This is a genomic window from Microbacterium sp. E-13, from assembly GCF_049912955.1.
Taxonomy (GTDB): Bacteria; Actinomycetota; Actinomycetes; order Actinomycetales; family Microbacteriaceae; genus Microbacterium.
In genome coordinates, this window is record NZ_CP183973.1 from 3732417 (window position 1) to 3757147 (window position 24731).

Here is a 24731-nt window from a genome sequence, read left to right on the forward strand (position 1 = left end):
CCCGCATGACCCTCCCCACCCACCCCGGACCGCCGCTGCGCTTCGGCTACAAGGCCTCCGCCGAGCAGTTCGGCCCCGCGGAGCTGCTCGACTACGCGATCCAGGCGGAGGACGCCGGGTTCGACTCGGTCTTCATCTCCGACCACCTGCAGCCCTGGCTGCACGACGGCGGGCACGCGCCGGCATCCGTCCCCTGGCTCGGAGCCCTCGGCGCGAAGACCTCGAAGGTGCTGATCGGAACGTCGGTGCTCACGCCGACGTTCCGGTACAACCCCACGGTCGTCGCGCAGGACTTCGCGACGCTCGGCGTGATGTACCCCGGGCGGGTGATCCTCGGCGTCGGCACGGGCGAGGCGCTCAACGAGGCGAACCTCGGCATCGCCTGGCCAGACCCGCCGGAGCGGTTCCAGCGGCTCAAGGAGGCGATCGGCCTCATCCGCCGGCTGTGGTCGGAGGACCGCGTCAACTTCGACGGCACCTACTACCACGCCCACAACATCACGATCTACGACAAGCTTCCCGAGCCCGTGCCGATCTACATCGGCGCCGCCGGACCCGCCGCGACGAGGCTCGCCGGACGCATCGCCGACGGCTTCATCACGACCTCGGGCAAGAAGCGCGAGCTCTACACCGACACGCTGCTGCCCGCGCTGCACGAGGGCCTGGAGAAGGCGGGCCGGGCCCCGGGCGCCATCGACACGTTGATGGAGATCAAGGTCTCGCTGGACTCGACGCTCGACGCGGCGCGCGAGAAGACCCGCTTCTGGGCGCCGCTCGCGCTCACCCCCGAGGAGAAGATGGGCGTCGACGACCCCATCGAGATGCAGCGGCTCGGCGAGGCGCTGCCGATCGAGCGCGCGGCGTCGCGCTTCATCGTGTCGGACGACCCCGACGAGCACGTCGAGCGGATCGGCTGGTACGTCGATCTCGGCTTCCGGCACCTGGTCTTCCACGACCCGGGGCACGACCAGGGCGCGTTCCTGCGGATGTACGGCGAGGAGATCCTGCCGCGGCTCCGCGCCAAGTACGGCGCGTGACCCCGCTGTTCGGGAGGCGCACGCAGAACTCCACGGATTCCGACGTCAAAGGCCCCGATTCGTCGGCCAGGGGCGCCGAGGCCGACGGATCCGTGGAATCTCGCCGACTCCGCTGGGTCGTCGTCGTGCCGGTCAAGCCGTCGGCGCGCGCCAAGTCGCGTCTGGAGGTCGACGGCGTCGGTCGCGCCGACCTCGCGCGGGCGATCGCGCTCGACACCCTGGCCGCGGCCGCCGCGTGCGAGGTCGTCGCGCAGGTGGTGGTCGTCACCGACGACGCCGCTCTCGCCCGGGAGGCGGCGGCGATCCCGGCGCTGCGGTTCGTGCCCGAGGGCGAGGCGCGCGGACTCGACGGCGCCGTGGCGGCCGGCATGGCGGCGGTCGATCCGAACGGACGGATGCCGCGCGCCGCCCTCCTCGGAGACCTCCCGGCCCTGCGACCCGGAGATCTCGCCGACGCGCTGCGGGTCGCGGCATCCGTCGACCGTGCCGTCGTCGCCGACGCCGAGGGCACCGGATCGACACTCGTGACGGCGGCCGTGGGGGTGGAGTGGGCGTCGTCGTTCGGCGAGGGGTCGTTCGCCCGTCACGTCGCGCTCGGCTGCGAGGCGCCGGCGATCCCGGATGCCTCCACCCTCCGCCGCGACGTCGACACGGCCGCGCAGCTCGAGGCGGCGCGGGCACTCGGCCTCGGTCCTCGCACGGCGGCCCTGCTCCTCAGTTGAGGAGCGCGGCATCCGTCACGGCCTTCCTCGCCCGTGAAGCCGGCCCTTCCGGTCGGCAGCGCGCCGGGCCCGGGTGCGACGCGCCCGCCCGGGGCGCAATGCCTCCACGCACAGCACCCCCGCCGGGTCCCGCCGAGGTGGCAGTCCTCGCCGCCACCGCGCGCCCGACGCGACCACAACCGCCACATCCACGCCCAGCACCCCCGCCGGGTCCCGCCGAGGTGGCAGTCCTCGCCGCAACCGCGCGCCCGAGGCGACCACAACCGCCACCTCCACGCCCAGCACCCCCGCCGGGTCCCGCCGAGGTGGCAGTCCTCGCCGCCACCGCGCGCCCGACGCGACCACAACCGCCACATCCACGCACAGCACCCCCGCCGGGTCCCGCCGAGGTGGCAGTCCTCGCCCCAACCGCGCGCCCGATGCGACCACAACCGCCACCTCCACGCACAGCACCCCCGCCGGGTCCCGCCGAGGTGGCAGTCGTCGCCGCAACCGCGCGCCCGAGGCGACCACAACCGCCACCTCAGCGCCGGCACCGCCGCGCGACCCACACAACCGTGGCCCAAACCCCGGGATAGCCTGAGCCGATGAGCGACTACCAGGTGCTGGAGATGGGCGGGCTCGACGAATGGCGGGCGCACTACGGCGGGTTCACGCCGGCGAAGTCGCGCGACGGGCGCCGCGTCGTCGACCACGACATGACGATGCAGTACATCGGGATGACGGCGAACGCCTTCGAGCCGGGCGAGGAGGCCGGCTACTGGCACTCGCACGCACGGGTCGAGGAACTGTACGTCTTCCTCGCGGGGCGCGGTCAGATGGGCCTCGACGACGACATCGTCGACGTCGGGCCCGGCACGGTGGTGCGGGTCGGCCAGGGCGTGTGGCGCACCTGGCGAGCGACCCCCGACAGCCCGGGGCAGCTGCGCTGGCTCTGCATCCGTGCCGGCGGAGAAGAGCTGCCGCACCTTCCCGACGACAGCTCCCGCGACGACGATCGCCCGTCGCGCTGGACCTGAGGTCCCCGGATATGAGGGCCGCGTCTCGTCCTCGCGCGCATCGCCGCGGGGACGGCTGAACCCGTCCGTCCCACCCTCGATCCGGTGACGGATGCCGCGTCGCGGCGGTGCTAGACGATGAGCAGGTAGGCCGCGCCGACGATCGTGAAGACGATGACGACCTTCTCGAAGACGGCCTGCGACATGCGGTCCGCGAGCCAGCGCCCGAAGAACGCCGACGCCACGACCACGGGAACCAGCACGAGGTCGATCAGCAGGCCGGGTGCGGTGATGATCCCGATGCCGACCGAGAACGGCACCTTGAACAGGTTCACGATCGCGAAGAACCAGGCCGCCGTGCCGAGGAACGCCTTGACCTCGAACCGCGCGGCGAGGAAGTACATCGACATGACGGGGCCGGCGGCGTTCGCCACCATCGTGGTGAAGCCTCCGAGCGTGCCGTAGGTCGCCGCCGCGACCGGGTGCGGTCCGGCGGCCCCGACGCTCGACGTGAACCGCCGGCGCAGCAGAGTGATGGCGATCACCGCGAGCAGGATGACGCCGATCGACCGTTTGACCCAGAGGTCGTCGGCGAACCACAGGAACACCACGCCGACCAGCACCCCGGCGACGACCGCCGGTGCCAGCCTCACCAGGGTGCGCCAGTCGGCGTGGCGGCGGTACATGGTGACGGCGAACAGGTCGGCCACGATCAACAGGAGCAGCAGCACGCCGGTGGACTGCTTGGCCGGCAGGACGGCCGCGAAGATGGCGACGGCGATCGTGCCGGCACCCGGCACGGCGGTCTTGGAGAGTCCCACGACGACCGCGCCGAGCGCAAGGAGGGCCCACTCCCACCAGGCGAGATCGATCACGTCACAGCGCCCGTTCTCGGGGCGAGGCGGCGACGAGCGCCGCCTCTCCCAGCGCGGTCTGGCGCGCAGCATCCGTCATCCACAGCGGACGGACGAGAGAACGGATGCCGAGTCCCGCGACCTCGTCGGCCAGGGCCTCGTCTTCCTCGGCGATGAGCCAGGCGTCGAGCAGGCCGCCGTTCGGGCGGGCCCCGTAGAGGGCGGCGACGGCGGAGGCGGAGGTCTCGACGCCGATCGCCGTGAGGCAGACGTCGGCCATGCCGCGCACGACCTTTCCGCCGATGATCGGCGAGACGCCGACGACGGGCGCTGCCGTCGCGCGCAGTGCCTCGCGGATGCCGGGCACGGCGAGGATCGGGCCGATCGACACGACCGGGTTCGACGGTGCGAGCAGAACGACGTCGGCTCCGGCGATGGCCTCGATCACACCGGGGGCGGGAGCCGCCGCGTCGATGCCCGGGTTCTCGAACCCCACGGGCGCGAGCGTCGCGCGGTGGCGCGTCCACCACTCCTGGAAGTGCAGCCGGGTGCCGTCGTCGAGCACGACCCGGGTGTCGACCTCGGCGTCGGTCATCGGCAGCAGGCGGGCCCCGAGGTTCCAGCGGCGAGACATCCGCTCGAGCACCTGCGTCGGAGTGAAGCCCTCCCGCAGCCAGCCGGTGCGCGCGAGGTGCGTGCCGAGGTCGAGGTCGCCGAGGGTGAACCAGGGCCAGCCGGCGCCCCACTCCTGCAGCTCGTGGTTCACCCGCTCGCTGTCGCCCCGGCGTCCCCAGCCGCGTTCGGCGTCGTTGACGCCGGCGAGCGCGTACGTGATCGAGTCGACGTCGGGCTGGAGGCGGACTCCGGAGAGCCAGATGTCGTCACCCGTGTTGACGACGACGGTCAGAGCCGCGGCGGTGTCGTCGAGACCGCGTGCGCGCAGGGCGCCGCGCACTCCGAGCGCGAAGCGCGAGCCGCCGACTCCGCCCGCGAGCACGACGATGCGGGGAGTGCCGGTCACGACGGCGTCAGTTCCGGCCGTCGAGGCGGAGCTGAGGGAGCACGCCGGTCTTGGGTGCGAACTCGTCGGCCGCGTGCGGGAGCGAGAACTTGCCCACCGCGTCGATGAGCGCGTCGACGGTCTGCGCGTCGGCGACGACGTCGACGTCGAGTCCGGCCCGGCGGGCATCCTTGGCGGTGCGCGGTCCGATGGCGGCGATGAGCGTCGTCGCAGGGATGTCGGGGAACTGCTCGTGCACCTGCTCGGCGACCGAGCCGCTCGTCACGAGGATCGCGTTGATGCGACCGGAGCGGACGTCTTCGGCGATGCGCTCGGTGACCGGCACTCCGACGGTGCGGTAGGCGACGACGCTGTGGACGCGGTGCCCCGCCTCGGTGAGCATGCGGGTGAGGACGGGCTTCGCGATCTCGCTACGGAGGGTGAGGATGTCGCGGGGCCGAGGCTCGAGGGCGATCAGCTGCTCGGCCATGCCGGCGGCGGAGTTGTCGCGCTCGGGAACGAGGTCGACGCGGTACCCGACGGCGAGAAGGGCCGCCGCGGTCGTCTCGCCGACGGCGGCGACCTTGGTCGATGCGGGCACGACCGCGCGGTACGCGTAGAGCACGTCGACCGTCGTGGCGCTGGTCACGGTGAGCCAGTCGAACCTGCCGGCCGCGAGATCGGCGAGCGCCTGGTCGAGCGCGACCTGGTCATTGGTGGGCGCGAAGTTGATCAGCGGGGCGATGACGGGAGTCGCTCCCTGACGTCGCAGAGTCGCCGCGACCCCGTCGCCCCAGGGGCCCCCGCGGGGCACGAGGACGCGCCAGCCGGTCAGAGGCTTGACGGACGGGTGCTGTGCTGCGGCGGTATTCATAGGTGGTCGACTCTCGATGGTGCTCAGTCGGCCGCCCGTGACGCTCGAGGCAGCCGATTGCGCGATTCGAACCGGGTTCGCGCGATCGGCAGCATACGCACCTTTGCACTGCCTTGGCTCCCGAGCATACCCCCGGATGCGAGACGGCGGGGCCACGGGCTTCAGGGCACGGGTGCGGTTCAGCGCCCAGAGGGCGGTTCAGCGAGTATAGAGGCGGACGAACCCCCACACGGCCGCTCCCACCGTCAGGGCACCCACGACGACGGCGACGGCGGTGAGCGCCGGGTTGCGGCGGCTGAACGCGCGTGCTTCGTCGATGCCCTTGTCGACGGCGAGGCCGACGCGCCGTGGCACGTTCGCCTTCTCTTCGATGGCGGCGAGGGCGGCCTTCAACTCCGTCCTGGCCTGCTCCACGGGATCGCCGATGCCGAGCGGCACGGCGGTGCGGGGCAGCGCGACGGAGGACTTCTTCAGCGGCACGGGCGCGTCAGAGCTCATCGCGCACCTCCTTCACATCCAGGGCGATCGACTGCACGGGGTTCTGCCGCTCGCCGATCCGGCGGAAGTACCGGATGCCGATGAGCGCGAGCACGGCCGTCACGATGAGCATGGCGAAGAAGACCACGAGGGCCGACAGCCACACCGGCCACCACGAGGACAGCCCCGCGATGACGAACGTGCCGAACACCGGCACCGACCAGAACAGCACGAAGAGGGCGGCGAACGCCCACAGCGCTCCCCACCCGCCGTCCTTGGCCGTCTTGGCGAGCCATGCCTTCGCCGCGTCGATCTCCGCGATGACGAGGTTGCGGACCAGCTCCGGGATATCGCCCAGCAGTGTGAGCAGGCTGTCATCCGCGCGGTCGCGGAAGCCGCGGGGAGTCGTCATCACGTCAGGCCCCGCCGCGGCCGTTCTCGGACACGTCGTCGATCGCGTCGTCGACGGCGTCCTTCACCGCCTTCGCCGAGGTCTGCGCCGCATGGTTGACGTCGTCCGCCGACTCGCGGCTGGACTTGAGGGCGGCGTCGAGCTTCTGCCCGGGCGTGCCCTTCGCGCCGGCCGCCTGGGTGACCTTCACGGCCGACTCCCACAGCGTCGACGGAAGCGCCATGGCCTGCGACTTCGCGAAGTCCTTGACCCTGTCGACCTGCGTCTGGACGGGCTCGGCGTTCCACACCTTGAGCCACTGCGTCTTGATCTGCTCGTAGCGCTCGCGGCCGGCGCGGCTGCCGAGCACGTACCCGATCGCGATCCCGACGACGAGTCCTGCCTTGCCCTTCATGAGGTCTCCTCACGCTCGGTGGTGCACCTGACGACGTTCCCAGACTAGACCTGTATGCCGATTCCGGCATCCGCCCTTGACACCGAACGCCGGGCCATGTTCACTCTGCCGCGGCGGCGCCCCACAGCACCCGCCGGCGCAGCCGGTCGGCCTCCCCCTGGGCGTCGGCCACGACCTGCGCCAGCCCGCTGCCCGCCAGCCACGCGCCGACCGCCGCGATCGTGCGCACACGCTCGAGCTCGCCGCGGACGGCCGCCGTGCGGTCGCGGTGGCCGAGCGCCGAGACGGGCGGCGCCAGCGAGTACGCCGCGCGGTGTGCGCCGGCGACGCGGTCGCCGCCGAGGGGCACCCCCAGGAGGACGGATGCCTCGGCCACCCCGAGTGCGGCGGCATCGGCGTCGGACAGGGCCGTCGTCGCGGGCGGGGAGCCGGGCCCGCCGAAGGCGACGCGCAGCACGTGGCGCCCGGGGCCCGCCTCCCGCGCCAGCCACTCCCATCGCGCCGTCTCGTGCACCAGTCCTGTCGCGCGCAGTGCCCCGGGCACGGCGTGGACGTGAGCGCCGCGTGGCGCGGCGTCGAGTTCGGGCGCGTCGACGACGAGCGTGACGACCTCCCGCGGGATGCCGGCCGCCGCGGCGTCGGCGAAGGCGGGTACCCCGAGAGCCGGCGAGAGGAGAGTGCGCGCCGTCGCCTCGTCGGTCGCGATCACGAGCGCGTCGGCGAACAGCTCCGCGGGCGCCTCGTCGTCCGCCGTGAGCGCCGTCGGCGAGGCGAGTCCGACGACCCAGCCGCGCTCCGAGCGCGCCATCGACGTCGCGAGCGTGCGGAGATGCAGGGTCACGCCGCGATCGGCGAGCCTGGCGGCGAGGGCGGCGACGAGTTGCGGCATCCCCCCGTCCAATCCCTCGATCGCGGAGTCGCCGGAGCGCCCCACCCTCAGGTCGGCGACGGCCCCGCCGAGCGACCCGGTGCGGGTGAGCGCGGTGCTGAGCCCCGGCGCCGCCACGTCCACGTCGACCTCGTCGGGTTCGACGCCGAAACGGTCGACGGTGAGCGGCGCGACCAGCCTGTCGTGGACGGCGTCGCCCATGCGCCCGCGGACGAGACGGCCGAGGTTGCGCTGCGCGCCGATCGTGAGCGGCGGGCGGAGCCGGTCGAGGTAGGCGCGCCAGGCGCCGCTCCAGCCGATGACGGCACGCACGCCCTCGTCCCAGGGGTTCGCCGGGATGCCGAGCACCTGCTCCTCCGGCAGCGGTGCGGCGCCGCCCTTGGGCAGCCCCGCGATCCACTCGCGGTCGTCGCGGGGGCGCACCACGGCAGCCCCCGGCAGAACCTCGTCGACGAGGCGGCGCACCGCACCGCCCCGGGTCGACCAGCAGCTCGCACCGATCTCGAGGTCGAGCCCGGCGACGCGGGCCGCGTCGATCGTGCCGCCGAGGCGATCGGATGCCTCCACCAGCGTCACGCTCATGCCGACCTTCGCGCACTCCCAGGCAGCGACCAGTCCGGCGATGCCTCCGCCGATCACCACCACCCGCGTCGCGCGGGCATGGTGGACCAGCTCCTGGAACGGTTCGGCGGCGTCGGTCACAGCACCCATCCTCCCATCCGGGCTTCTGCCGACACGGCGGGGTCGATGGGAGACTGGGGCCATGACGCTCCACATCACGGGCGACGAGGCCGCCGACCGCCTGCTGACCGACGACCCGCTCGCCCTGCTCATCGGAATGCTGCTCGACCAGCAGGTCGCCATGGAGACCGCGTTCGCGGGGCCGCTCAAGATCTCGGAGCGCGCGGGCACGCTCGATGCGGCGGCCCTCGCGAGCTTCGAGCCCGACGCGTTCGCCGAGCTCTTCAAGGCGACGCCTGCCGTGCACCGCTTCCCCGGGTCGATGGCCGCACGCGTGCAGGCGCTCTGCGCGGCGGTGGAGCAGGAGTGGGGTGGCGACGCCGCGGCCATCTGGACCACCCCGGCCGCCGGGCACGCCGAGGCTCCGGATGGGCCCACCGTGCTGAAGCGTCTCAAGGCGCTGCCGGGCTTCGGCGAGCAGAAGGCGAAGATCTTCCTCGCCCTGCTGGGCAAGCAGTACGGCTTCGACGGGGAAGGCTGGCGCGAGGCCGCCGGGTCGTACGGCGACGAGGGCTCGTTCCGCAGCGTCGCCGACATCGTCTCGCCCGAGTCGCTCGCGAAGGTGCGCGAGCACAAGCGGGCGATGAAGGCCGCCGCGAGATGAAGAAGACGGGCGGCGATGTCGACGAGTTCGTCGCCGCGGTGACTCCCCCGAAGCGACAGCGGGATGCGGCCACCATGGTGGCGCTGCTTCGGGAGGTCACCGGCCGGGAGCCGGAGATGTGGGGCACGATCGTCGGCTTCGGCGCGTGCCACTACCGCTACCCGACCGGCACGGAGGGCGACATGCCGATCGCCGGGTTCTCGCCGCGGCGGCAGGCCACGACGATCTACCTCCTGCGCACCGGCGCCCACGCCGAGCGACTGGCAGACCTCGGTCCGCACGAGACGGGCGTCGGGTGCGTCTACATCAAGGACCTCGAGGCAGTCGATGACGCGGTGCTGCGCGAGATCGTCGCCGAGGACTACCGCCGGGTCGTCGCCGGCGAGACGGGCGACACCGAGATCACGGTGCTGGACTGAGCGGGAACGTTATCCACATGCGCCGCGGAAGTGGACACCGGGTCCCAACGTCTGGCTAGGGTGGGAGGAATCGCCGGACCCGCCCCCACTCGCCAGGAGACACCGTGCTGCCGTTCCTCATCGTCGGAGGCGTCGGCCTCGCCGTGCTCCTCATCTCGCTGATCATCGGCGACATCTTCGACCACTTCGAGATCGGTGACGGCGCGATCTCGGGCACGGCCCTGGGCATCGCGGCGGTCGTGTTCGGGGCGTCCGGCGCCCTCACCACCACCAACGGGCTCGACACGGTCTGGGCGTACGTGCTCGCGGCGGCGCTCGCGATCGTCGCCTACGTCATCGCCGTGGTCTTCGTGAAGCGGCTCACCAAGACCTCCGACGGCGAGGTCACGTCGGCCGTCGGACTGAGCGGCGTCGCCCGCTCCACCATCTCGACGGCGGGCGGCGAGGTCAGCCTCGACGGGCCGCACGAGGTCGAGCGGCGCCTCGCGTACGCCGACGGCACCATCGCCGAGGGCGCGCGGGTCCGCGTCATCGAGCACTCCGGCACGCGCGTCAAGGTCGTCGCGGAGTAGATCGCGCGGTGCCCGGGGCCGGAAGCCCCGGGTCGCCGCATCCCACGAGAAAGGTCTCCATGACCAACGAACTCATCCAAGTGATCGCCGCCATCGCGCTCGTCGTCGCCGTGCTCGGCCTGATCGTGTTCATCGCGCGCCGCATCCGCCGTGTGCCTCCCAACGAGGCGCTCGTCATCGTCGGCCGCGGCGCGGGCAAGCCCGGTCCCGGCGATACCGGCGGCCAGCGCGTCGTGATCGGCGGGCGCACGTTCGTCTGGCCCATCCTCCAGCAGGGCTTCTCGATCTCGCTCGAGCAGCGGCAGATCGGCATCACCGTGGAGGGCGTCGACAAGAACCGCATCAAGATCGCCATCAAGGCCTCGATCAACTTCAAGGTCTCGGGCACCGAGGAGGGGGTGCGCCGCGCCGCGCAGCGCTTCCTCTCGCAGCAGGACGCGCTGACGGAGATCATCAAGGAATCCCTCGAGGGATCGCTCCGCTCGATCGTCGGCGACATGACCATCGAGCAGATCATCTCCGACCGCAAGAGCCTTTCCGACCGTGTCGTCGCCGAGACGAAGACCGACCTCGTCGAGCAGGGGCTGCAGGTCGATCTCCTCAACATCAGCGACATCTCCACGCCGGGCAGCGACTACCTGGCGAACCTCGGCCGCGCCGAGGCTGCCCGCGCACGGCAGGTCGCCGAGATCAGCGAGGCCGAGGCATCGCGCGCCAGCGAGTTCGCTCGCATCGACGCCGCCGAGCAGATCGCCGAGCGCCAGAAGGCGCTGGCCCTGAAGCAGGCGACGATCAAGGCCGAGACCGACCGTGCGAACGCCGAGGCGCAGGCCGCGGGCCAGCTGGCGACGGCGGAGCAGGACAAGCTCGTCGCCGTGCAGGAGCGCGAGGCGCTCACGGAGCAGGCACTCGTGACGCAGGAGCGCCTCGACATCGAGATCCGCAAGCCCGCCGAGGCAGAGGCCTACGCAGAGGTGCAGCGTGCGACGGCCCAGCGCGACGCCGCCAACGCGGCGACCGAGGCCGACGCGTACAAGCGCACCAAGATCGCCGAGGCGAACAAGGTGGCCGCCGTGCAGGATGCCGAAGCAGCCGCGACCGCGGTGCGCGTGTCGGGTGAGGCCGAGCGCGACAAGCAGGTCGCCCTGGCCGCGGGTATCAAGGCCGAGGGCGAGGCCCGCGCCACCGCCACTCAGGCGGAGGGTCTCGCCGAGGCCGCCTCGATCGACGCCAAGGCCCTCGCGCTGCAGAAGTACGGCGAAGCCGCGCTCGCACAGGAGATCATCACGCGCCTGCCCGACATCGTGCGGGCGGCGGCGGAGCCGATCGCATCGATCGACAAGCTCACCGTGGTCTCGACCGACGGCGCCTCCGAGATGACGAAGACGGTGGGCAAGGTGCTCGGCGAGGGCACGGAGGTCGTGAAGGGCCTCACCGGGCTCGACCTCAACACCCTCCTGCAGGCGTTCGCGCTGAAGACGGCGGGTGCCGAGGCCCTGGCTGCCGCCGACGGCGCACGCAACGTCGCCGTGGAGACGGCCCGCGACGCCGCGAAGACGGTCGCGAAGTAGGGGCATCGCCCGAGGCCGACCCGTCGGAGGCCCGACCCGGCGACGGGCCGGGCCTCCGGCATCCGTCCCTCGTGTTTCAGCGCAGCACCCGGCCGCTGACCGCGAGCGCCAAGCGCCGCGGGATCACGCCGGCGAGCTTGGCCGCGACCGCGTTCACCCGACCCGACACGAAGCTCGGCGGAACGTCGGCGCGGTCGAGCTTCCGGAGCGTCGCCGCGACGACCTCTGCGGGCGTCTTGAAGCGCCCGACGGCCGCGTCGGCGCCGGTGACATCGAAGAACTCCGTCCGCGTCGCCCCCGGGCTGACCGCGATGACGCCCACTCCCGAGCCCTTCGTCTCGTAGGCGAGCGCTTCGGTGAAGCTCAGCACGAACGCCTTCGTGGCCCCGTACACCGCCATGTTCGGGCACGGCTGGTAGGCGCCCGTGCTCGCGATGTTCACGAGCGCGCCGCGCCCGGCGGCGACCATCTCGGGCAGGAACTCACGGGTGATCGCGACGAGCGACGAGACGTTCACCTGCACCATCTCGTTGATCCGCTCGGGGTCGGCCTTGGCGAACGGGCCCTTCATGCCGAAGCCCGCGTTGTTCACCAGACTGTGGACGCTGATGTCGCGCTCGTCGAGCTCACGCCGGAGCGCCGTCGCCGCATCCGGCCGCGCGAGGTCGAGGGCGATCGGCGTGGCGGTGACATCGTACTTTCGCCAGATCCGGTCGGCGAGCTCCCGCAGCCGGTCTTCCCGCCGCGCGACGAGCACGACGTCAGCGCCTCGGTCTGCGAGCTGCATGGCGTACTCGGCGCCGAGACCGGAGCTCGCACCGGTGATGAGCGCGGTCGTCTCGTAGAAGTACTTCGTCATGCGAGCCAGGGTAACTCGCCCCCGCCCGGAGAAGCCTCTTACGCGGACGACGGATGCTGCCACCAGCCCGGCCGCGAACCCACCGCCGCCGCCTGATCGCTCGCGCTGCCCGAACCGGCATTCGCGCCCGCCAGGAACAGCAGCGCGTGCCGCAATCGACCGCGCGACGCACGAGCTGATCGCGACGACGGATGCTGCGACCCGGCGGGGCGGCAGCATCCGCTGTTTCGCGTCAGGCGCCCTTCAGGCGCTCCGCGAGGTAGGGCTGCAGGCCCTCGAGCGGCACGCGCTCCTGACCCATGGTGTCGCGATCGCGCACGGTCACGGCCCGGTCGTCGAGGGAGTCGAAGTCGACCGTGACGCAGAACGGCGTGCCGATCTCGTCCTGGCGGCGGTAGCGGCGGCCGATGGCGCCCGCGTCGTCGAAGTCGATGTTCCACTGGCCGCGCAGGGTCTCGGCCACCTCGCGCGCGATGGGCGAGAGCTGCTCGTTGCGCGACAGCGGCAGCACCGCGGCCTTGACGGGCGCCAGGCGCGGATCGAGCTTCAGAACCGTGCGGGTGTCGGTGCCGCCCTTGGCGTTCGGCGCCTCCTCCTCGTGGTACGCGTCGACGAGAAACGCCATCATGCTGCGCGTGAGGCCGAACGACGGCTCGATGACGTACGGGATGTACTTCTCACCCGACGCCTGATCGAAGTACGACAGCGACTGGCCCGACGCCTCGGTATGGGAACCGAGGTCGTAGTCGGTGCGGTTGGCGACGCCCATGAGCTCGCCCCACTCCTTGCCGGGGAAGCCGAAGCGGTACTCGAGGTCGATCGTGCCGTCGGAGTAGTGCGCGCGCTCGTCTTCGGGCACGTCGAACCGGCGCATGTTCGCGGGGTCGATGCCGAGCCCGACGAACCAGTCCCAGCACTCTTCGACCCAGTGGTCGAACCATTCCTGCGCTTCTGCCGGCGGCACGAAGTACTCGATCTCCATCTGCTCGAACTCGCGCGTGCGGAAGATGAAGTTGCCCGGCGTGATCTCGTTGCGGAACGCCTTGCCGACCTGACCGATGCCGAACGGCGGCTTCTTGCGGCTCGCGGTCAGCACGTTCGAGAAGTTCACGAAGATGCCCTGCGCGGTCTCGGGGCGCAGGTACTGCAGGCCCGACTCGTCGTCCACGACGCCGAGATAGGTCTTCACCAGGCCCGAGAACGCCTTGGGCTCGGTGTACTGGCCCTTGGTGCCGCAGTTCGGGCACGGGATGTCGGCCAGGCCGTTCTCGGCCTTGCGGCCCTTTCGTGCCTCGTAGTCCTCGATGAGGTTGTCGGCGCGGTAGCGCTTGTGGCACTGCAGGCACTCGACCAGCGGATCGGTGAAGGTCGCGACGTGACCGGATGCCTCCCACACGCGCTTGGGGAGGATGATCGACGAGTCGAGGCCGACCATGTCGCCGCGGCCGCGCACGAACGTCTGCCACCACTGGCGGCGGATGTTCTCCTTCAGCTCCGTGCCGAGGGGACCGTAGTCCCATGCCGACCGGGATCCGCCGTAGATCTCACCCGCCTGGAACACGAACCCGCGATGACGGGCGAGGGCGATGACTTTGTCGAGGCGAGACTGCTCGGCCACGGTGGCTCCAATGGTCGGGAGGGGATGCACGAGAGTGCGAGAAGCCGCTGATCGCGGCATCCGTCGATTCTAGTCGTCGTGCGACGAGGGGCCGGCCTGGCCGTCGGCGCTCTTGAATGCGCGGTCCCACTCCTGCAGCTCCTTGCGGCGGCCGATGAGGCCGTCGAGCGAGACCTGGAAGTGGAGCCCGCGGCGGGCGTTCACCTGCTTGATGTTCTCGACGAGCTCTGTCGAGAACGACGTCAGCGCGGTGCGCACCTCGCGGACGCGGTCGACGGGGTCGTCCCACAGGTCGGGGTGCTGCAGGATGTCGAGCAGATAGTCGCGATCGAGCGCCGCGGTGAGCTTGCGGAGCGTCTCGCCGTACTCGACGGCGGCGGTGGCCCGCTGGCCCTCGTCGCCCTTGCGGTCGAGGCGGTCGAAGAGCTCCGTGGCGTTGTACGCGACGGTCGCGACCTCACCCGCCACCTCGCTGGCGTCTCGATTGCCGGATGCCCCGGCTGCGGCGTACTCGCCGCTCAGCGCCCGCAGCCTCGCGACGAGCGGGCGCACGGTGTCGGGAAGCGGGGCGTGATGGCCTGGTGTGGTGCCGCGGCGGCGGCGGAGCACCGCCCACAGCGCCCCGCCGGCTGCGGCGAGCACGACGAGCCCCAGCGCGCCGCCGACGACGAGGCCGCCGTCCACCCCGCCGGCGCTCGGCTCGTAGTCGGGCGGGTACGCCGCGATGACCCCCTCGACCGTCTGCACGATCGCCGTGTCGAGGTCGGGGGCCGATGACTCGGCCTCGTTCGCGATCCGCATCGCCTCGCCCGTGCCCAGCACGTGCGAGCCCGCCGAGAGGTCGTCGCCGATCGCGACGATGATGGTCTCGTACTCCGTGCGGCCGGCGAGCGACGCCACCATCTCGCGGCCGGTCATGTCGAACACCTGGTTGTCGGGGAACACCACGACCGCGATCGATTCGTCGGTGACCTGCTGATCGAGGGTCTGCTGCAGCTGGGTCCCCCCGGACACGTCGCCCGAGACGTACACGTTGCTGTTCGCGAGCCCGTCGACGGCGTCGTCGAGGTAGACGTCCGTCGCGTTCAGGCCGAGATCGTGAGGCATCCTGCGCCGTTCAGAAGTTGTTGATCACGGAGGCGAACACGAGGTCGATCTTCGCGGCGTCGGACGCGTCGAACCACTGACCACCGGTGGCCTCGGCGATGCGCTGCAGAGCGCCGGTGTCGGCGCCCTCGCCGTACGCGATCGGGAAGATGCGGACAGGGGCATCGTCGCCGCCCTCCTTCGAGGACGCCCCGATCTTCGCGACGAGCGAGTCGAGCGAGATCTCGGAGTCGGTGTCCTGACCGTCCGACAGGAGCACGATCGCGTTGATGCGGCCGGGCTGCGCGCGCGCCACCATCTCGTCGTAGGCGGCGGCGATCGCGTCGTAGAGCGGCGTGCCGTCGCGGTGCGCGAACCGGAGATCGTCGAGCGACGAGTCGACGGACTCGCGATCGGACGCCAGCGGCTCGACGTCGCGCAGCACGACGATGTTCTGCCCTGCCTGGGACTCGACGCCGGTCGTGAATGCCCACACCCCGACTTCATCCGAGGAACGGAAGTGGCCGAGGGTCGCTTGCGCGCCCTCGATCGCGCCGTCGAGCTTCGAGCGGCCGTCCCCGATCGCCTCGTCCATCGAGCCCGAGATGTCGATCACCTCGAGCACCGACGAGGGCTTGCGGATCTGCGTCCACTGGTCGATCGCAGCCGAGACCACGTCCACCGCCGGCTTCGGCAGCGTGACCGCGGGCCCGGCGGGATCGACCCCGTACTCCGCCGTGAAGAGGTCGCCCAGCGGCGCCGAGGCGTCGAGCGGGCGGAAGCCGTACTCGGGCAGGATCTTCTGCGCCGCATCGGTCTGCAGGAAGGCCGCGAACGCCGCGCCGGCCTCGGCCTGCTCGGGCGTCACCCAGTCGGCGCCGAGGACGGTGATCGGGTTGTCGGACCACATCGAGCCGCCCGAGGGATACACCGCGACGAGCTTCTCCTTGGGCGGGGTCAGCGTCTCGCCCGGCTGCACCGTGTGGGAGTCGGGGTTGCCCTGGTTGTAGTTGAGCAGCGAGGTCTCTTCCAGCGCGACCGCCGAGACGTAACCCGAGCCGCCGGCACCGTTCTGCGTCTCGTCGTAGAGCCGCGTCAGCACCTTGCCGGTGGTGTCGCCGTAGTGGATCACGCACTCCTCGAACACGCGCGAGAACTCCGCGGCGGCCGCGACGTCGTCGGCGGTGAGATCAGCGGTCTTGCCGGATGCCTCGTACGACTGCATCAGGATCGCCGAGAGTCCGGTCGTCGACGTGTTGGGGTTCGTCTTCGAGATCTTGAACGAGCCCCACAGCGGCTTGCCGACGCTCGCCCAGCCCGAGGGGTCCTGGCAGAGGGCCTCGAAGTCGGCGATGCCGATCGGCGACGCCGGATAGCCGAGCGCCTTCGCCATCGTCTCGGGCACCCCGAAGACGACGGGCGTGTGGGTGAACGACTCGGGCTCCCCCACGAGCGAAGGGGATGCCGCGGCCGCGACCCGATCGGTCCAGACCGTCGACGCGGGCGACCACATCGTGGGCCAGCGGCGCGTGTCGTCGTCGGGCCAGTCGCCGCCCGCCGTGAGGAACCGGGTCGCATCGCCCGACGAGACATTGATCGGGTGCACCGTCGCGCACTCGGCGAGCTGCTCGTGCTGCGCCGACTCCTTGAAGGCGTCGGCGAGCGCGTCGAGCATGTTGACCTTCTCGGACGAGGTCGCGACGACCACGCTCGTGCAGCCGTCGTCGGCGAAGTCGCCACCGCTCGGCTCCTCGACCACGGGGCCGCCGCCCCCGAAGCATCCCGTCAGTGCGATCACGGATGCGACCACCACCGCCGCACCGCCGAGCAGATGCGTTCGAGTCCGGGCGAGGGACGAGCTGACGGCGGACGAACGCCTGGTTCGTGCGGACATGGCAGAAGCCTACGGCTCACGGGTCGGCCCGCACAGACGGGTGCCACCCTCCCCCGCGACAGCTCGGCGGCATAGCCTGATCGCGTGGACCGGAGGTCGCCGTGACCGGGCCCGCCGCGGGACGCTCCGCACATCTCCCGCGGTGGCTCGCGCTGACGCTGCTCGCGGTTCTCGCCCTGCCCGCGTGCGCGAGCGCGCCGCCGCACGGGGACGAGCTGTACGCCTCGGCGCGGCAGGCGAACCTCCTCTTCAAGGAAGCCGTGGCGACCGTGCTCGTCCACATCTCCGACGGCTCGTGGCAGATCCAGGAGTACGGCGATCTGCCCGTCGAGTGCGACACCGGGTACGCGTTCTTCCTGCACCGGACCACGTTCGAGGGCTGGATGATGGACGCCGACGCGACGACCACCGCGGATCGCCTCCGCGCGTGGCTCGGCGAACGCGGATGGAAGACCACGGCACCGAAAGCCGACGAAGCCGGTCAGGTCGTGGTCGAGGCATCCGATCCGGCGGTCGGCGTCGCCGGACTCACCATCGAGATCCGCGACGGGAAGGGGGACGCGATCGGCGTGGGCGCGGCGAGCACCTGCTTCGACGGCGACGCCCGGGAACTGGCGGCGCTGCTGTACCCCGGTTCCCCCGGGCATCCGGTCGCCCACGAGCCGCTGCCCGCCGGGGAGCTCGCGGGGGCCAGGCCGATCTTCGGCTTCACCCAGGACGGCGGGCCGCGGTGAAGCGGGACGTCGGACCTGACACGGTGTGCATCGGCGGCGGCCCTCAGCGGCCGAACCCGCACCACTCGGCGACCCACGACAGGATGCGCCCGCGCAGCTCCTCGCCGACGAACAGCTCGACCTCGCCCTCCTCGCCTCCCTGGCCGTCGACGCCGACACGCACGTCGAAGACCGTGCCGCGCTTGTCCTCCTGCACCGCGTGCGGGTCGCAGCGGAACGGCACGATCCCCAGATTCATGTTGACGGCCACGCTGTCGCCTTCGGCCACCTCGATGCCGATCGGCCGGAGGTCTTCGTCGGCGGCGGTGCCGGCGAAGTCGATCAGGTTCGTCCGCTCCACCCCCACGACCGTCGCAGCCCCCCTGCCGGTCGGCGCGATGGTCAGCTGCAGCACCGCCGGCTGGCCGGGCGGAGACGGCGTGAACCCGGTGAAGCTCAGCGACGCGGCATCCATCACCCTCTCCAGCAGGCACTCACGGGCGTGGAGGGGGGCGAGGAAGCCGACCGGGTCGGACGCGGATGCCGTCACCTCCGTGGATGAGGAATCTCCGACGATCTCGAGCACGACCTGGGGACCGCCGTCGTCGGAGGCCGTGCAGTCCACGGGCGGGAGCTGGACGCGGATGTCGACCGTGCCGCCCGGCGGGATCGTGCTGACCCGGTCGGGGACGACCCGGGTGGCCGCGCCGTCGAAGCGGACGTCATCCACCCGCACGTCGCCGACCCGCAGGGCCTCGTCCGACCCGTTCGCGATGTGCACCTGCGCCTGGCGCCCGGCCACGTCGGAGCGGAGCTGCTGCACCTCCACCGTGACGGCCGCGGGCAGTGTGGGCGCGGCGGTCGGCGCGGCGGTCGGCGCGGACGGCCCCGGGCCTCCGGTGCAGCCGGCCAACGCCAGCGCGCACACGAGGGCTGCTCCCGGAGCGACGACAGGCCGCGCCCGGCCCCTTCCGCGGCCGGCGACAGTGCGCCCATCCCGATGCCGCTGTGCAGAACTCCACAACTCCGCCTTCGCCGAGCCCTGAGCGGCGGCGTGTCGCGGCATCCGTCGTCCGTTTCCGTGGAGTTCTTGCGGGCCGGCCGTGGGCATCGCGTCACCGGGTCAGCGTCTCGCGGACGACGGTGAAGTCCTCGAGCGCAACGGGATCGATGTCGACGCCGAGTCCGTGACCGAGAGGCACGCGCACGTGGCCCTCTTCGAGCACGGCGGGCTCGGTGACGACGTCGCGCGCGTAGAAGCGGCTCGACGCCGAGACGTCGCCGGGCAACGTGAAGCCGGGAAGCGCGGCAAGCGCGGCGTTGGCCGCGCGGCCGATCCCCGTCTCGAGCATGCCGCCGCACCACACCGGCACGCCGGCGTCCCGGCACCGGTCGTGGATGCGCACGGCTTCGAGGTAGCCGCCGACCCGGCCGGCCTTGATGTTGATGACGGATGCCGAACCCAGCGCCAGCGCGTCGGCGGCCGCCTTGTCCGACACGATGGACTCGTCCAGGCAGACGGGCGTCCGCAGGCGCCGGGCGAGGGCCGCATGGTCGACGAGGTCGTCCTCCTGCAGCGGCTGCTCGATGAGGAGCAGGTCGAAGCGGTCGAGCTCGGCGAGGGTGTCGGCATCCGCCATCGTGAAGGCCGAGTTCGCGTCGACCTGCAGCGGGATGGCGCCGAAGGCATCCCGCACGGCGGCCGTATCGCCGACGTCGCGCCCGGGCTTGATCTTGATCTTGATGCGCACGTACCCCTCGTCGAGATACCCGCGCACCGTCTCGACCAGTGCCGCCGGGTCGCGCTGGATGCCGACCGACACCCCGCTGGGCACGCGCTCGCGCTCGGCGCCGAGGTACTCGCCGAAGCTGCGGCCCTCGGCGCGCAGCGCGGCGTCGATCACTGCGAGCTCGAGGCCCGCCTTGGCCATGCGGTGGCCCTTGAAGGGCTCGAGGACGCCGGCGATCTCGTGCGGGGCGAGCGTCGCGCGGTCCAGCAGCGCCGGGATCAGGAATCGCAGGGCGACGTCCCACGCGCCCTGCGTGTACTCGCTGGAGTACAGCGGGTCGGCCTGCGTGACGATCTCACCCCACCCCTCGCCGTCGGCGGTCAGGGCGCGGGCGACGATGACCTCGCGCACCGTCTCGGTGCCGAACGACGTGGTGAACGGTGAGACCAGCGGCAGGTGCAGCACCCGCAGCTCGAAGCCTTCGAGGACGACGGATGCCGCGGGTCGGACGATGGGCATGGCCTCAGCGTACGCCCGGCCCGTCGAGGCGCTCCGGCCGAGGTCAGGAGATCTGGCGGAGGCAGGAGCTTGGCGGCGAGGTCCTCCTGCGCACGCCAGATCTCCTGATCAGGAGAGCGGATGCCGCGGCTTCTGCCCGGCCGCGCAGCAGAAGGGCGCCCGGCTCAGTGGGCGAAGCGCGGGCTCGCGAGGTCGCGGCGGACGGGGATGTAGGTCGACCGGGCCACGCGGGGCCGACGGCGACGCGGCTCACTCGTGGCGGCGTGCTGGGCCGCTCCGCGCATGGCGTCGCCGAGTGCGACGATCAGGATCTCGATGTTCTCTCGCATTGCTTCTTCTCCTCGTTCGCCTGAGAGGAGCGGCGGCGGCGCCCGCTGATACGTCCGCTCACCGGTCGCCCGGCGCGTGGCGACGGGTCGCGGCATCCTGTCCCTTCGCCGAGTCGGCCCGTCGGGTCGCATCTCGCCGCCGAAGCGACCGGAAGGGACGACCCGACGAGGCTCACGCTCGGCGGGTCAGGCAGGGACCTCCGCGAACGCACGCACGGGGAACGTGCCGAAACCCTCGACGGCCGGCGGGGCAGCCGTGAAGCGCGCCCCGCGCGCCGGCAGCGCGCCGAGGTTCGTCAGGTGCTCGACGACGTGCACACCGGCTCCGAGGAGCAGCGAGTGCGCGGGCCGCTCGCCGCCTCCCGCGCCCGTCGAAGGGTCGGCGTCGTCGATGTTCACCGAGTCGATGCCGACGAGCACCGCGCCGGCGTCGATCAGCCACTGCGCCGCCTCCCCGGTGAGATAGGGGGCACCGGCGCCGTACTCGGGCCGGCCGAACCAGCGGTCCCATCCGGTGTGCAGCAGCACGGCAGCGCCGCGCACATCGCGATCGGCGAGAGTCTCCGGACGGATGCCGCGGCGCGAGGCCGCCGGATCGGCTCCCGTGTGAGCAGGCCGGGGCGCGGCATCCCACGCGTCCTCCAGGTGGAAGACCTCGGCGCGGAGCCCGACGAGTGACGACAGGTCGAGCCCCGCCAGGTCGGCCCCGTCGGCATAGCGGTGGAACGGGGAGTCGAGGTACGTGCCGGTGTTGCCGATCATGTGGATGACGTCCATCGCGAACTCGGTGCCGGGCGCGTAGCGGGCACGCGAGTCCTCGCGCGTGAGGTGCGGCGTGATCGTCGGCGCGGGGAGGCCGGGGTAGGTCACGAGGCCCGCTCGGATCGGGTGGCTGAGATCTACCACGCGTGTGGCGGCCGCGCCGGCCGGCGGCGGCGTCTCCACCCCGCGCGAGCCGCGGTGCGGCTCCTCGACGATGCGCAGGCCGCGGACCTCCACCTCGTCCACGAGCGCCAGGCCGAGGTGCGTCACCAGCAGGCGCGCGACCTCCTCCTGGGTCGCGTCCGCTGACGGGAGGTCGAGCCGGAACCCCGTGCCCGCGAGCCCGCCGCCGTTGGCGAAGCGGATGTCGAAGTCGAAGTGGGCGCGGTACTGCGCGGGAGAGGTCGGCATGCCGGTCAGCCTAGAGCTGCGCCCGGCAGGCATACCGGCGGAGAAATGCGCACCAGCGGACGATTTCTGCCGTTCTCTCCTCTGTGCCGCAGATCTCCTCTGTTGCGCGGGTCACTTCCTAGAGCACGCCCGCAGCACGCGCAACCCCGTGCGTACCCTGGGGCGTCGTCCGTAGCGTCGGGGCATGGAGACCTTCGACTTCACACCGCGGCGTGCCATCGTGACCGCCTCGGACTCGGGCATCGGGCAGGCGATCGCCATCGCCCTCGCCGACCTGGACGTCGGCCGGAGCGTGGACGGCGGGATGCTGCACATGGGCCCGCAGGCGGGCTCCGACCTGACGAGCGACGACCGGCGGAAGGGCTGACGATGAGCGTGAACGACACACCGGACCGGACCGACGACACGGGCATGACGGACGAGGAGAAGCGGCGCGATCAGCTGACGTCGGCGCCCAACGCCGTCGAGTCCGACGCCGACCCGCGCATCGACGTCACCCATCGCGAGGGCGTCACCCGCATCGACATCCGCGATGACGCCGACGTGCGCCCCGGCGATCCCACGAAGGACCCCGGCGAGTAGCACGAGCTCCCGCCGCCGGCGCCGGGACGCGACATCCATCCCCACCGCGCGAGCCCACGGCTCGGGGCGGCCAGCAGACCGCGCGAGCAGACGTCACGGCCGGACGAAGAGATACCCGCGCTCGTCGTCGAACCCACCGATCGCGAGGCCGTCGGCGACGTTCGCGAGCACGCCCTCGCGCACGCGCCGGCGCCAGGCCGCAGCATCCGCCGGCGCTTCGCGGCGCATCGTCTCGATGTCGTGCGGGATCTCGACCGACGCGACCACCTGCTCGTCGCCGGGCGTCGGCACCGGCGGGGCGGCGAGCGCCCACGACACCATGATGCGGTCGGTCTCGTCACCGCGGTTGACGCCGTCGTCCATGGGCCCGTAGTGGTTCACGAGGTACTCGGTCACGCGGGTGCCGAGCACCCTCAGGTTGAAGTGCGCGTTGCGGGCGACCAGCGGGTCGAACGTCCAGGTGATGCGCCCGACGTCGCGTGCGAGGGCCCACTCCTGCTGGTGCCGCTTGAGCACGCGGCCGAGCCCCTGGGACTGGTGGTCGGGCAGCACGCCGGTGATGTGGCTGTGCATCGAGCGCTCCGCGGGGGCGCCGAAGAAGGCGACGGATGCTCCGACCATGCGCTCGCCCTCGTACAGGCCCACTGCGTAGTTGCCGGAGTGCGCGAGGGCCCGCAGCAGGTTCGGCGGCATGCCGCCGCGATCGCCGCCCCACACCTCGGCCAGCACGGCGGACGCGAGGTGGACCGCGTCGACGGTGTCGAGCGGGCGGATGTCGATGCCTGGCGGCGTCGGGGTCTCGGCCATGTGCCCAGTCTGCACCTCCGCCGATCCTTGCTGCTCACCTGTCACGACCTGCCGGCGGGCACGGCACTTCGCGACAGGGGAAGGCGAGTGACCGCGCGGAGCCCGGGCCGCCTGGCCCCGATAGCCTGAAGCGATGGGTACGGGTGACGACGACGCGAGAAGACGACTCACCCGGATGCCTCGCCAGGGCGCCATCGTCACCGTGCTGGCGATCGCGGGGCTGGCGTCGTCGTTCATGTTCACGCTGGTCGTGCCCATCCAGTCCAAGCTGCCCGAGCTGCTCGACGCGAGCCGGGACGACACCGCGTGGGTCGTGACGTCGACGCTCCTGGCGGCCGCCGTCACGACGCCGATCGCCGGGCGCCTCGGCGACATGTATGGCAAGCGGCGGATCGTGCTCGTGCTGCTGGCCGCGCTCGTCGTGGGCTCGGTCATCGCGGCGGCATCGACCGGCATCGTCGGCGTGATCATCGGCCGCACGCTGCAGGGTGCGGTCACGGGCGTCGTCCCGCTCGGCATCTCGATCCTGCGCGACGTGCTGCACGAGGATCGCGTCGATTCCGCCATCGCGCTGATCAGCGCGACGCTCGGCGTGGGCGGAGCGCTCGGCCTCCCCATCAGCGCGCTCATCACCGAGCGCAGCGACTGGCACGTGCTCTTCTGGGTCTCGGCGGGTCTCGGCGTGGTCGTCTTCGGCCTGGTGCTCTGGATCGTGCCGGTGAGCGCGCTGCGGACGGGAGGGCGCTTCGACTTCGTCGGCACAGCCGGCCTCGCCGTCGGCCTTCTCGGTGTGCTGCTCGCGGTGTCGCGCGGCAATGAGTGGGGCTGGACCTCCCCGCCGGTGCTGGCGTCCGGGATCGGCGGCATCCTCGTGCTGCTGCTGTGGGGATGGTACGAGCTGCGCATCGGCGACCCGCTGCTCGACCTCCGCGTCGCGGCGCGGCGCCCGGTGCTGCTCACCAACCTGGCGTCCATCGCCTTCGGCTTCTCGCTCTTCGCGTCGAACGTGGTCTATCCGCAGATGCTCGAGCTGCCCGCCGCGGCGGGCGGGTTCGGGCTGTCGCTCGTGGCCGCCAGCCTCGTCGTCATGCCGGCCGGCCTCGTGATGATGGTGCTGTCTCCCTTCTCGGGGCGGCTCGCGCGTACCGTCGGCCCGAAGCTCCTCCTCGTCGTCGGCGCGATCGCGCTCGTCGTCACGTACGGCTTCACGCTCCTCTTCTCCGGCGAGGTGTGGCAGATCCTCGTGGCGAACATCGGCATCGGCTTCGGCATCGGCTTCGGGTACGCGGCCATGCCGATGCTCATCATGCGCTCCGTACCGCAGTCCGAGACGGGCGCGTCGAACGGACTCAACGCGCTGTTCCGCTCGCTCGGCACGAGCACGGCCGCCGCAGTCGTGGGCGCCGTGCTCGCCACCTTCGCCGTCGATGTCGACGGGGTCACGGTGCCCGGGCCGGCCGCGTTCCACATCTCGTTCCTCCTCGGCGGCGGGGCGGCGCTGGTCGCACTCCTCGTCGCGCTGTTCATTCCGCGGCGTCGCGCGCCAGAGGAGCGGCATCCGTCCCTCCCCGAGTGACGCAGGCAGCGGCCCTGAGCGCCCGGACCCTGGAGCCCGCCCCGCCCCGCCCGCCCCGCCCGCGTCGCACCGGGTGCGGCCTCGCGCTGCTCGCGTCGGTCCAGCCCGTGCTGCGGCTGAGGCGCGGGGTCCGTTCGCGCCGAGTGCCCGGAGCGACCGTGCGCCTTCCAGGCTGCGCGCGCAGCTCGCTGACTCGGAGGAGTGCGACCCCCGGCCGACGTCGCGCGCGGCGCCGGCGCGGGTTCGGGTTCGGGGATTCCGATGCGCGGCATCAGCGGATG

At 72.0% G+C, this 24731-nt stretch carries 27 protein-coding genes; 11 read left to right on the forward strand and 16 right to left on the reverse strand.

Translation table 11 applies throughout. The features are described from left to right. Positions 1-5: 5 nt before the first annotated feature. From fgd to ACN9MP_RS17335, 3 genes are all read left to right on the forward strand, one after another. Positions 6-1037 (forward strand): glucose-6-phosphate dehydrogenase (coenzyme-F420), encoded by a 1032-nt coding sequence (fgd, locus tag ACN9MP_RS17325; protein WP_426322244.1) that lies wholly within the window; start codon positions 6-8, stop codon positions 1035-1037. After that, positions 1034-1759 carry a 2-phospho-L-lactate guanylyltransferase gene (gene cofC, locus ACN9MP_RS17330; protein WP_426322246.1) on the forward strand — a complete coding sequence of 242 codons (726 nt, stop codon included), beginning with the start codon at positions 1034-1036 and terminating at the stop codon, positions 1757-1759. Before fgd ends, cofC begins: the two co-directional genes overlap by 4 nt. 587 nt (positions 1760-2346) lie before the next feature. Continuing rightward, positions 2347-2778 carry a cupin domain-containing protein gene (locus tag ACN9MP_RS17335; protein ID WP_426322248.1) on the forward strand — a complete coding sequence of 144 codons (432 nt, stop codon included), beginning with the start codon at positions 2347-2349 and terminating at the stop codon, positions 2776-2778. Positions 2779-2888: 110 nt separating this feature from the next. Here the strand turns inward: ACN9MP_RS17335 and ACN9MP_RS17340 are convergent, their stop codons facing one another. The 7 genes from ACN9MP_RS17340 to ACN9MP_RS17370 form a co-directional block, all read right to left on the reverse strand. Next, positions 2889-3632 carry a sulfite exporter TauE/SafE family protein gene (locus ACN9MP_RS17340; RefSeq protein ID WP_426322249.1) on the reverse strand — a complete coding sequence of 248 codons (744 nt, stop codon included), beginning with the start codon at positions 3630-3632 and terminating at the stop codon, positions 2889-2891. Between the two features lies 1 nt (position 3633). Then, a complete protein-coding gene (gene cofD / locus ACN9MP_RS17345; protein ID WP_426322251.1) occupies positions 3634-4632 on the reverse strand; it encodes a 2-phospho-L-lactate transferase in 999 nt (332 codons plus the stop codon). A 7-nt stretch (positions 4633-4639) separates the two neighbouring features. Further along, positions 4640-5485 carry a uroporphyrinogen-III synthase gene (locus ACN9MP_RS17350; protein WP_426322253.1) on the reverse strand — a complete coding sequence of 282 codons (846 nt, stop codon included), beginning with the start codon at positions 5483-5485 and terminating at the stop codon, positions 4640-4642. Positions 5486-5683: 198 nt separating this feature from the next. Beyond that, positions 5684-5983, reverse strand: coding sequence for a hypothetical protein (locus ACN9MP_RS17355; protein WP_426322255.1), 300 nt, complete (start codon positions 5981-5983; stop codon positions 5684-5686). Beyond that, a complete protein-coding gene (locus tag ACN9MP_RS17360) occupies positions 5973-6374 on the reverse strand; it encodes a phage holin family protein (protein WP_426322257.1) in 402 nt (133 codons plus the stop codon). The genes ACN9MP_RS17355 and ACN9MP_RS17360 overlap by 11 nt, the downstream gene beginning before the upstream one ends. A 4-nt stretch (positions 6375-6378) precedes the next feature. Continuing rightward, positions 6379-6768 carry a hypothetical protein gene (locus ACN9MP_RS17365; protein WP_426322259.1) on the reverse strand — a complete coding sequence of 130 codons (390 nt, stop codon included), beginning with the start codon at positions 6766-6768 and terminating at the stop codon, positions 6379-6381. Positions 6769-6868: 100 nt separating this feature from the next. Continuing rightward, the gene (locus tag ACN9MP_RS17370; protein WP_426322260.1) at positions 6869-8368 is read right to left on the reverse strand and encodes a protoporphyrinogen/coproporphyrinogen oxidase; all 1500 of its coding nucleotides are present in this window, start codon (positions 8366-8368) and stop codon (positions 6869-6871) included. 52 nt (positions 8369-8420) lie between these two features. Here ACN9MP_RS17370 and ACN9MP_RS17375 point away from each other — a divergent pair, with 52 nt between their 5' ends. The 4 genes from ACN9MP_RS17375 (at position 8421) to ACN9MP_RS17390 (ending at position 11564) form a co-directional block, all read left to right on the forward strand. Next, positions 8421-9002 carry an HhH-GPD-type base excision DNA repair protein gene (locus ACN9MP_RS17375; protein WP_426322262.1) on the forward strand — a complete coding sequence of 194 codons (582 nt, stop codon included), beginning with the start codon at positions 8421-8423 and terminating at the stop codon, positions 9000-9002. Continuing rightward, positions 8999-9421 carry a DUF1801 domain-containing protein gene (locus tag ACN9MP_RS17380; RefSeq protein ID WP_426322264.1) on the forward strand — a complete coding sequence of 141 codons (423 nt, stop codon included), beginning with the start codon at positions 8999-9001 and terminating at the stop codon, positions 9419-9421. The genes ACN9MP_RS17375 and ACN9MP_RS17380 overlap by 4 nt, the downstream gene beginning before the upstream one ends. A 104-nt stretch (positions 9422-9525) precedes the next feature. Beyond that, on the forward strand, positions 9526-9993 hold the full coding sequence (locus ACN9MP_RS17385; RefSeq protein WP_426322265.1) for an NfeD family protein: 468 nt from the start codon (positions 9526-9528) through the stop codon (positions 9991-9993). Between the two features lie 59 nt (positions 9994-10052). Further along, positions 10053-11564 carry a flotillin family protein gene (locus ACN9MP_RS17390; protein WP_426322267.1) on the forward strand — a complete coding sequence of 504 codons (1512 nt, stop codon included), beginning with the start codon at positions 10053-10055 and terminating at the stop codon, positions 11562-11564. A 76-nt stretch (positions 11565-11640) separates the two neighbouring features. Here ACN9MP_RS17390 and ACN9MP_RS17395 read toward each other — a convergent pair whose 3' ends face one another. From ACN9MP_RS17395 to ACN9MP_RS17410, 4 genes are all read right to left on the reverse strand, one after another. Beyond that, entirely contained in the window at positions 11641-12423 is a 783-nt protein-coding gene (locus ACN9MP_RS17395; protein WP_426322269.1) for an SDR family NAD(P)-dependent oxidoreductase, read from the reverse strand. A 232-nt stretch (positions 12424-12655) separates the two neighbouring features. Continuing rightward, complete coding sequence (locus ACN9MP_RS17400) at positions 12656-14041, reverse strand: glycine--tRNA ligase (protein WP_426322271.1); 1386 nt, start codon at positions 14039-14041, stop codon at positions 12656-12658. A 69-nt stretch (positions 14042-14110) separates the two neighbouring features. Continuing rightward, entirely contained in the window at positions 14111-15148 is a 1038-nt protein-coding gene (locus ACN9MP_RS17405; RefSeq protein ID WP_426322273.1) for a hypothetical protein, read from the reverse strand. Positions 15149-15158: 10 nt separating this feature from the next. Next, entirely contained in the window at positions 15159-17021 is a 1863-nt protein-coding gene (locus ACN9MP_RS17410; RefSeq protein WP_426322275.1) for a substrate-binding domain-containing protein, read from the reverse strand. Between the two features lie 101 nt (positions 17022-17122). Here ACN9MP_RS17410 and ACN9MP_RS17415 point away from each other — a divergent pair, with 101 nt between their 5' ends. Beyond that, entirely contained in the window at positions 17123-17755 is a 633-nt protein-coding gene (locus tag ACN9MP_RS17415) for a hypothetical protein (protein ID WP_426322277.1), read from the forward strand. 43 nt (positions 17756-17798) lie between these two features. Here the strand turns inward: ACN9MP_RS17415 and ACN9MP_RS17420 are convergent, their stop codons facing one another. The 4 genes from ACN9MP_RS17420 to ACN9MP_RS17435 all read right to left on the reverse strand — a co-directional run bounded on the left by ACN9MP_RS17420 (position 17799) and on the right by ACN9MP_RS17435 (position 21485). Further along, positions 17799-18800 carry a hypothetical protein gene (locus ACN9MP_RS17420; protein ID WP_426322279.1) on the reverse strand — a complete coding sequence of 334 codons (1002 nt, stop codon included), beginning with the start codon at positions 18798-18800 and terminating at the stop codon, positions 17799-17801. A 49-nt stretch (positions 18801-18849) separates the two neighbouring features. Continuing rightward, entirely contained in the window at positions 18850-19983 is a 1134-nt protein-coding gene (menC, locus tag ACN9MP_RS17425; protein WP_426322280.1) for an o-succinylbenzoate synthase, read from the reverse strand. A gap of 164 nt (positions 19984-20147) precedes the next feature. Continuing rightward, positions 20148-20312, reverse strand: a complete 165-nt coding sequence (locus tag ACN9MP_RS17430) for a hypothetical protein (protein WP_426322282.1) — start codon at positions 20310-20312, stop codon at positions 20148-20150. Between the two features lie 186 nt (positions 20313-20498). After that, positions 20499-21485 (reverse strand): cyclase family protein, encoded by a 987-nt coding sequence (locus ACN9MP_RS17435; protein WP_426322284.1) that lies wholly within the window; start codon positions 21483-21485, stop codon positions 20499-20501. Positions 21486-21669: 184 nt separating this feature from the next. Here ACN9MP_RS17435 and ACN9MP_RS17440 point away from each other — a divergent pair, with 184 nt between their 5' ends. Together ACN9MP_RS17440 and ACN9MP_RS17445 are read left to right on the forward strand one after the other, a co-directional pair. Then, positions 21670-21852, forward strand: coding sequence for a hypothetical protein (locus ACN9MP_RS17440; protein ID WP_426322285.1), 183 nt, complete (start codon positions 21670-21672; stop codon positions 21850-21852). Between the two features lie 2 nt (positions 21853-21854). Continuing rightward, entirely contained in the window at positions 21855-22067 is a 213-nt protein-coding gene (locus ACN9MP_RS17445; RefSeq protein WP_426322287.1) for a hypothetical protein, read from the forward strand. Positions 22068-22160: 93 nt separating this feature from the next. Here the strand turns inward: ACN9MP_RS17445 and ACN9MP_RS17450 are convergent, their stop codons facing one another. Further along, positions 22161-22874 carry a GNAT family N-acetyltransferase gene (locus ACN9MP_RS17450; protein WP_426322289.1) on the reverse strand — a complete coding sequence of 238 codons (714 nt, stop codon included), beginning with the start codon at positions 22872-22874 and terminating at the stop codon, positions 22161-22163. A 175-nt stretch (positions 22875-23049) separates the two neighbouring features. Here ACN9MP_RS17450 and ACN9MP_RS17455 point away from each other — a divergent pair, with 175 nt between their 5' ends. Further along, entirely contained in the window at positions 23050-24450 is a 1401-nt protein-coding gene (locus tag ACN9MP_RS17455) for an MFS transporter (protein WP_426326100.1), read from the forward strand. Positions 24451-24731: the final 281 nt, after the last annotated feature.

What these genes read in the sequence shown, in the direction of transcription:
- ACN9MP_RS17450 (WP_426322289.1), bottom strand. Translation starts at nt 22,874, where the DNA reads ATGGCCGAGACCCCGACGCCGCCAGGCATCGACATCCGCCCGCTCGAC.
- ACN9MP_RS17335 (WP_426322248.1), top strand. Translation starts at nt 2,347, where the DNA reads ATGAGCGACTACCAGGTGCTGGAGATGGGCGGGCTCGACGAATGGCGG.
- ACN9MP_RS17410 (WP_426322275.1), bottom strand. Translation starts at nt 17,021, where the DNA reads ATGTCCGCACGAACCAGGCGTTCGTCCGCCGTCAGCTCGTCCCTCGCC.
- ACN9MP_RS17395 (WP_426322269.1), bottom strand. Translation starts at nt 12,423, where the DNA reads ATGACGAAGTACTTCTACGAGACGACCGCGCTCATCACCGGTGCGAGC.
- ACN9MP_RS17380 (WP_426322264.1), top strand. Translation starts at nt 8,999, where the DNA reads ATGAAGAAGACGGGCGGCGATGTCGACGAGTTCGTCGCCGCGGTGACT.
- ACN9MP_RS17435 (WP_426322284.1), bottom strand. Translation starts at nt 21,485, where the DNA reads ATGCCGACCTCTCCCGCGCAGTACCGCGCCCACTTCGACTTCGACATC.
- ACN9MP_RS17350 (WP_426322253.1), bottom strand. Translation starts at nt 5,485, where the DNA reads ATGAATACCGCCGCAGCACAGCACCCGTCCGTCAAGCCTCTGACCGGC.
- fgd (WP_426322244.1), top strand. Translation starts at nt 6, where the DNA reads ATGACCCTCCCCACCCACCCCGGACCGCCGCTGCGCTTCGGCTACAAG.
- ACN9MP_RS17420 (WP_426322279.1), bottom strand. Translation starts at nt 18,800, where the DNA reads ATGCCGCGACACGCCGCCGCTCAGGGCTCGGCGAAGGCGGAGTTGTGG.
- ACN9MP_RS17360 (WP_426322257.1), bottom strand. Translation starts at nt 6,374, where the DNA reads ATGACGACTCCCCGCGGCTTCCGCGACCGCGCGGATGACAGCCTGCTC.
- ACN9MP_RS17440 (WP_426322285.1), top strand. Translation starts at nt 21,670, where the DNA reads ATGGAGACCTTCGACTTCACACCGCGGCGTGCCATCGTGACCGCCTCG.
- ACN9MP_RS17405 (WP_426322273.1), bottom strand. Translation starts at nt 15,148, where the DNA reads ATGCCTCACGATCTCGGCCTGAACGCGACGGACGTCTACCTCGACGAC.
- menC (WP_426322280.1), bottom strand. Translation starts at nt 19,983, where the DNA reads ATGCCCATCGTCCGACCCGCGGCATCCGTCGTCCTCGAAGGCTTCGAG.
- ACN9MP_RS17455 (WP_426326100.1), top strand. Translation starts at nt 23,050, where the DNA reads ATGCCTCGCCAGGGCGCCATCGTCACCGTGCTGGCGATCGCGGGGCTG.
- ACN9MP_RS17370 (WP_426322260.1), bottom strand. Translation starts at nt 8,368, where the DNA reads ATGGGTGCTGTGACCGACGCCGCCGAACCGTTCCAGGAGCTGGTCCAC.
- ACN9MP_RS17430 (WP_426322282.1), bottom strand. Translation starts at nt 20,312, where the DNA reads ATGCGAGAGAACATCGAGATCCTGATCGTCGCACTCGGCGACGCCATG.
- ACN9MP_RS17390 (WP_426322267.1), top strand. Translation starts at nt 10,053, where the DNA reads ATGACCAACGAACTCATCCAAGTGATCGCCGCCATCGCGCTCGTCGTC.
- ACN9MP_RS17375 (WP_426322262.1), top strand. Translation starts at nt 8,421, where the DNA reads ATGACGCTCCACATCACGGGCGACGAGGCCGCCGACCGCCTGCTGACC.
- ACN9MP_RS17365 (WP_426322259.1), bottom strand. Translation starts at nt 6,768, where the DNA reads ATGAAGGGCAAGGCAGGACTCGTCGTCGGGATCGCGATCGGGTACGTG.
- ACN9MP_RS17445 (WP_426322287.1), top strand. Translation starts at nt 21,855, where the DNA reads ATGAGCGTGAACGACACACCGGACCGGACCGACGACACGGGCATGACG.
- ACN9MP_RS17355 (WP_426322255.1), bottom strand. Translation starts at nt 5,983, where the DNA reads ATGAGCTCTGACGCGCCCGTGCCGCTGAAGAAGTCCTCCGTCGCGCTG.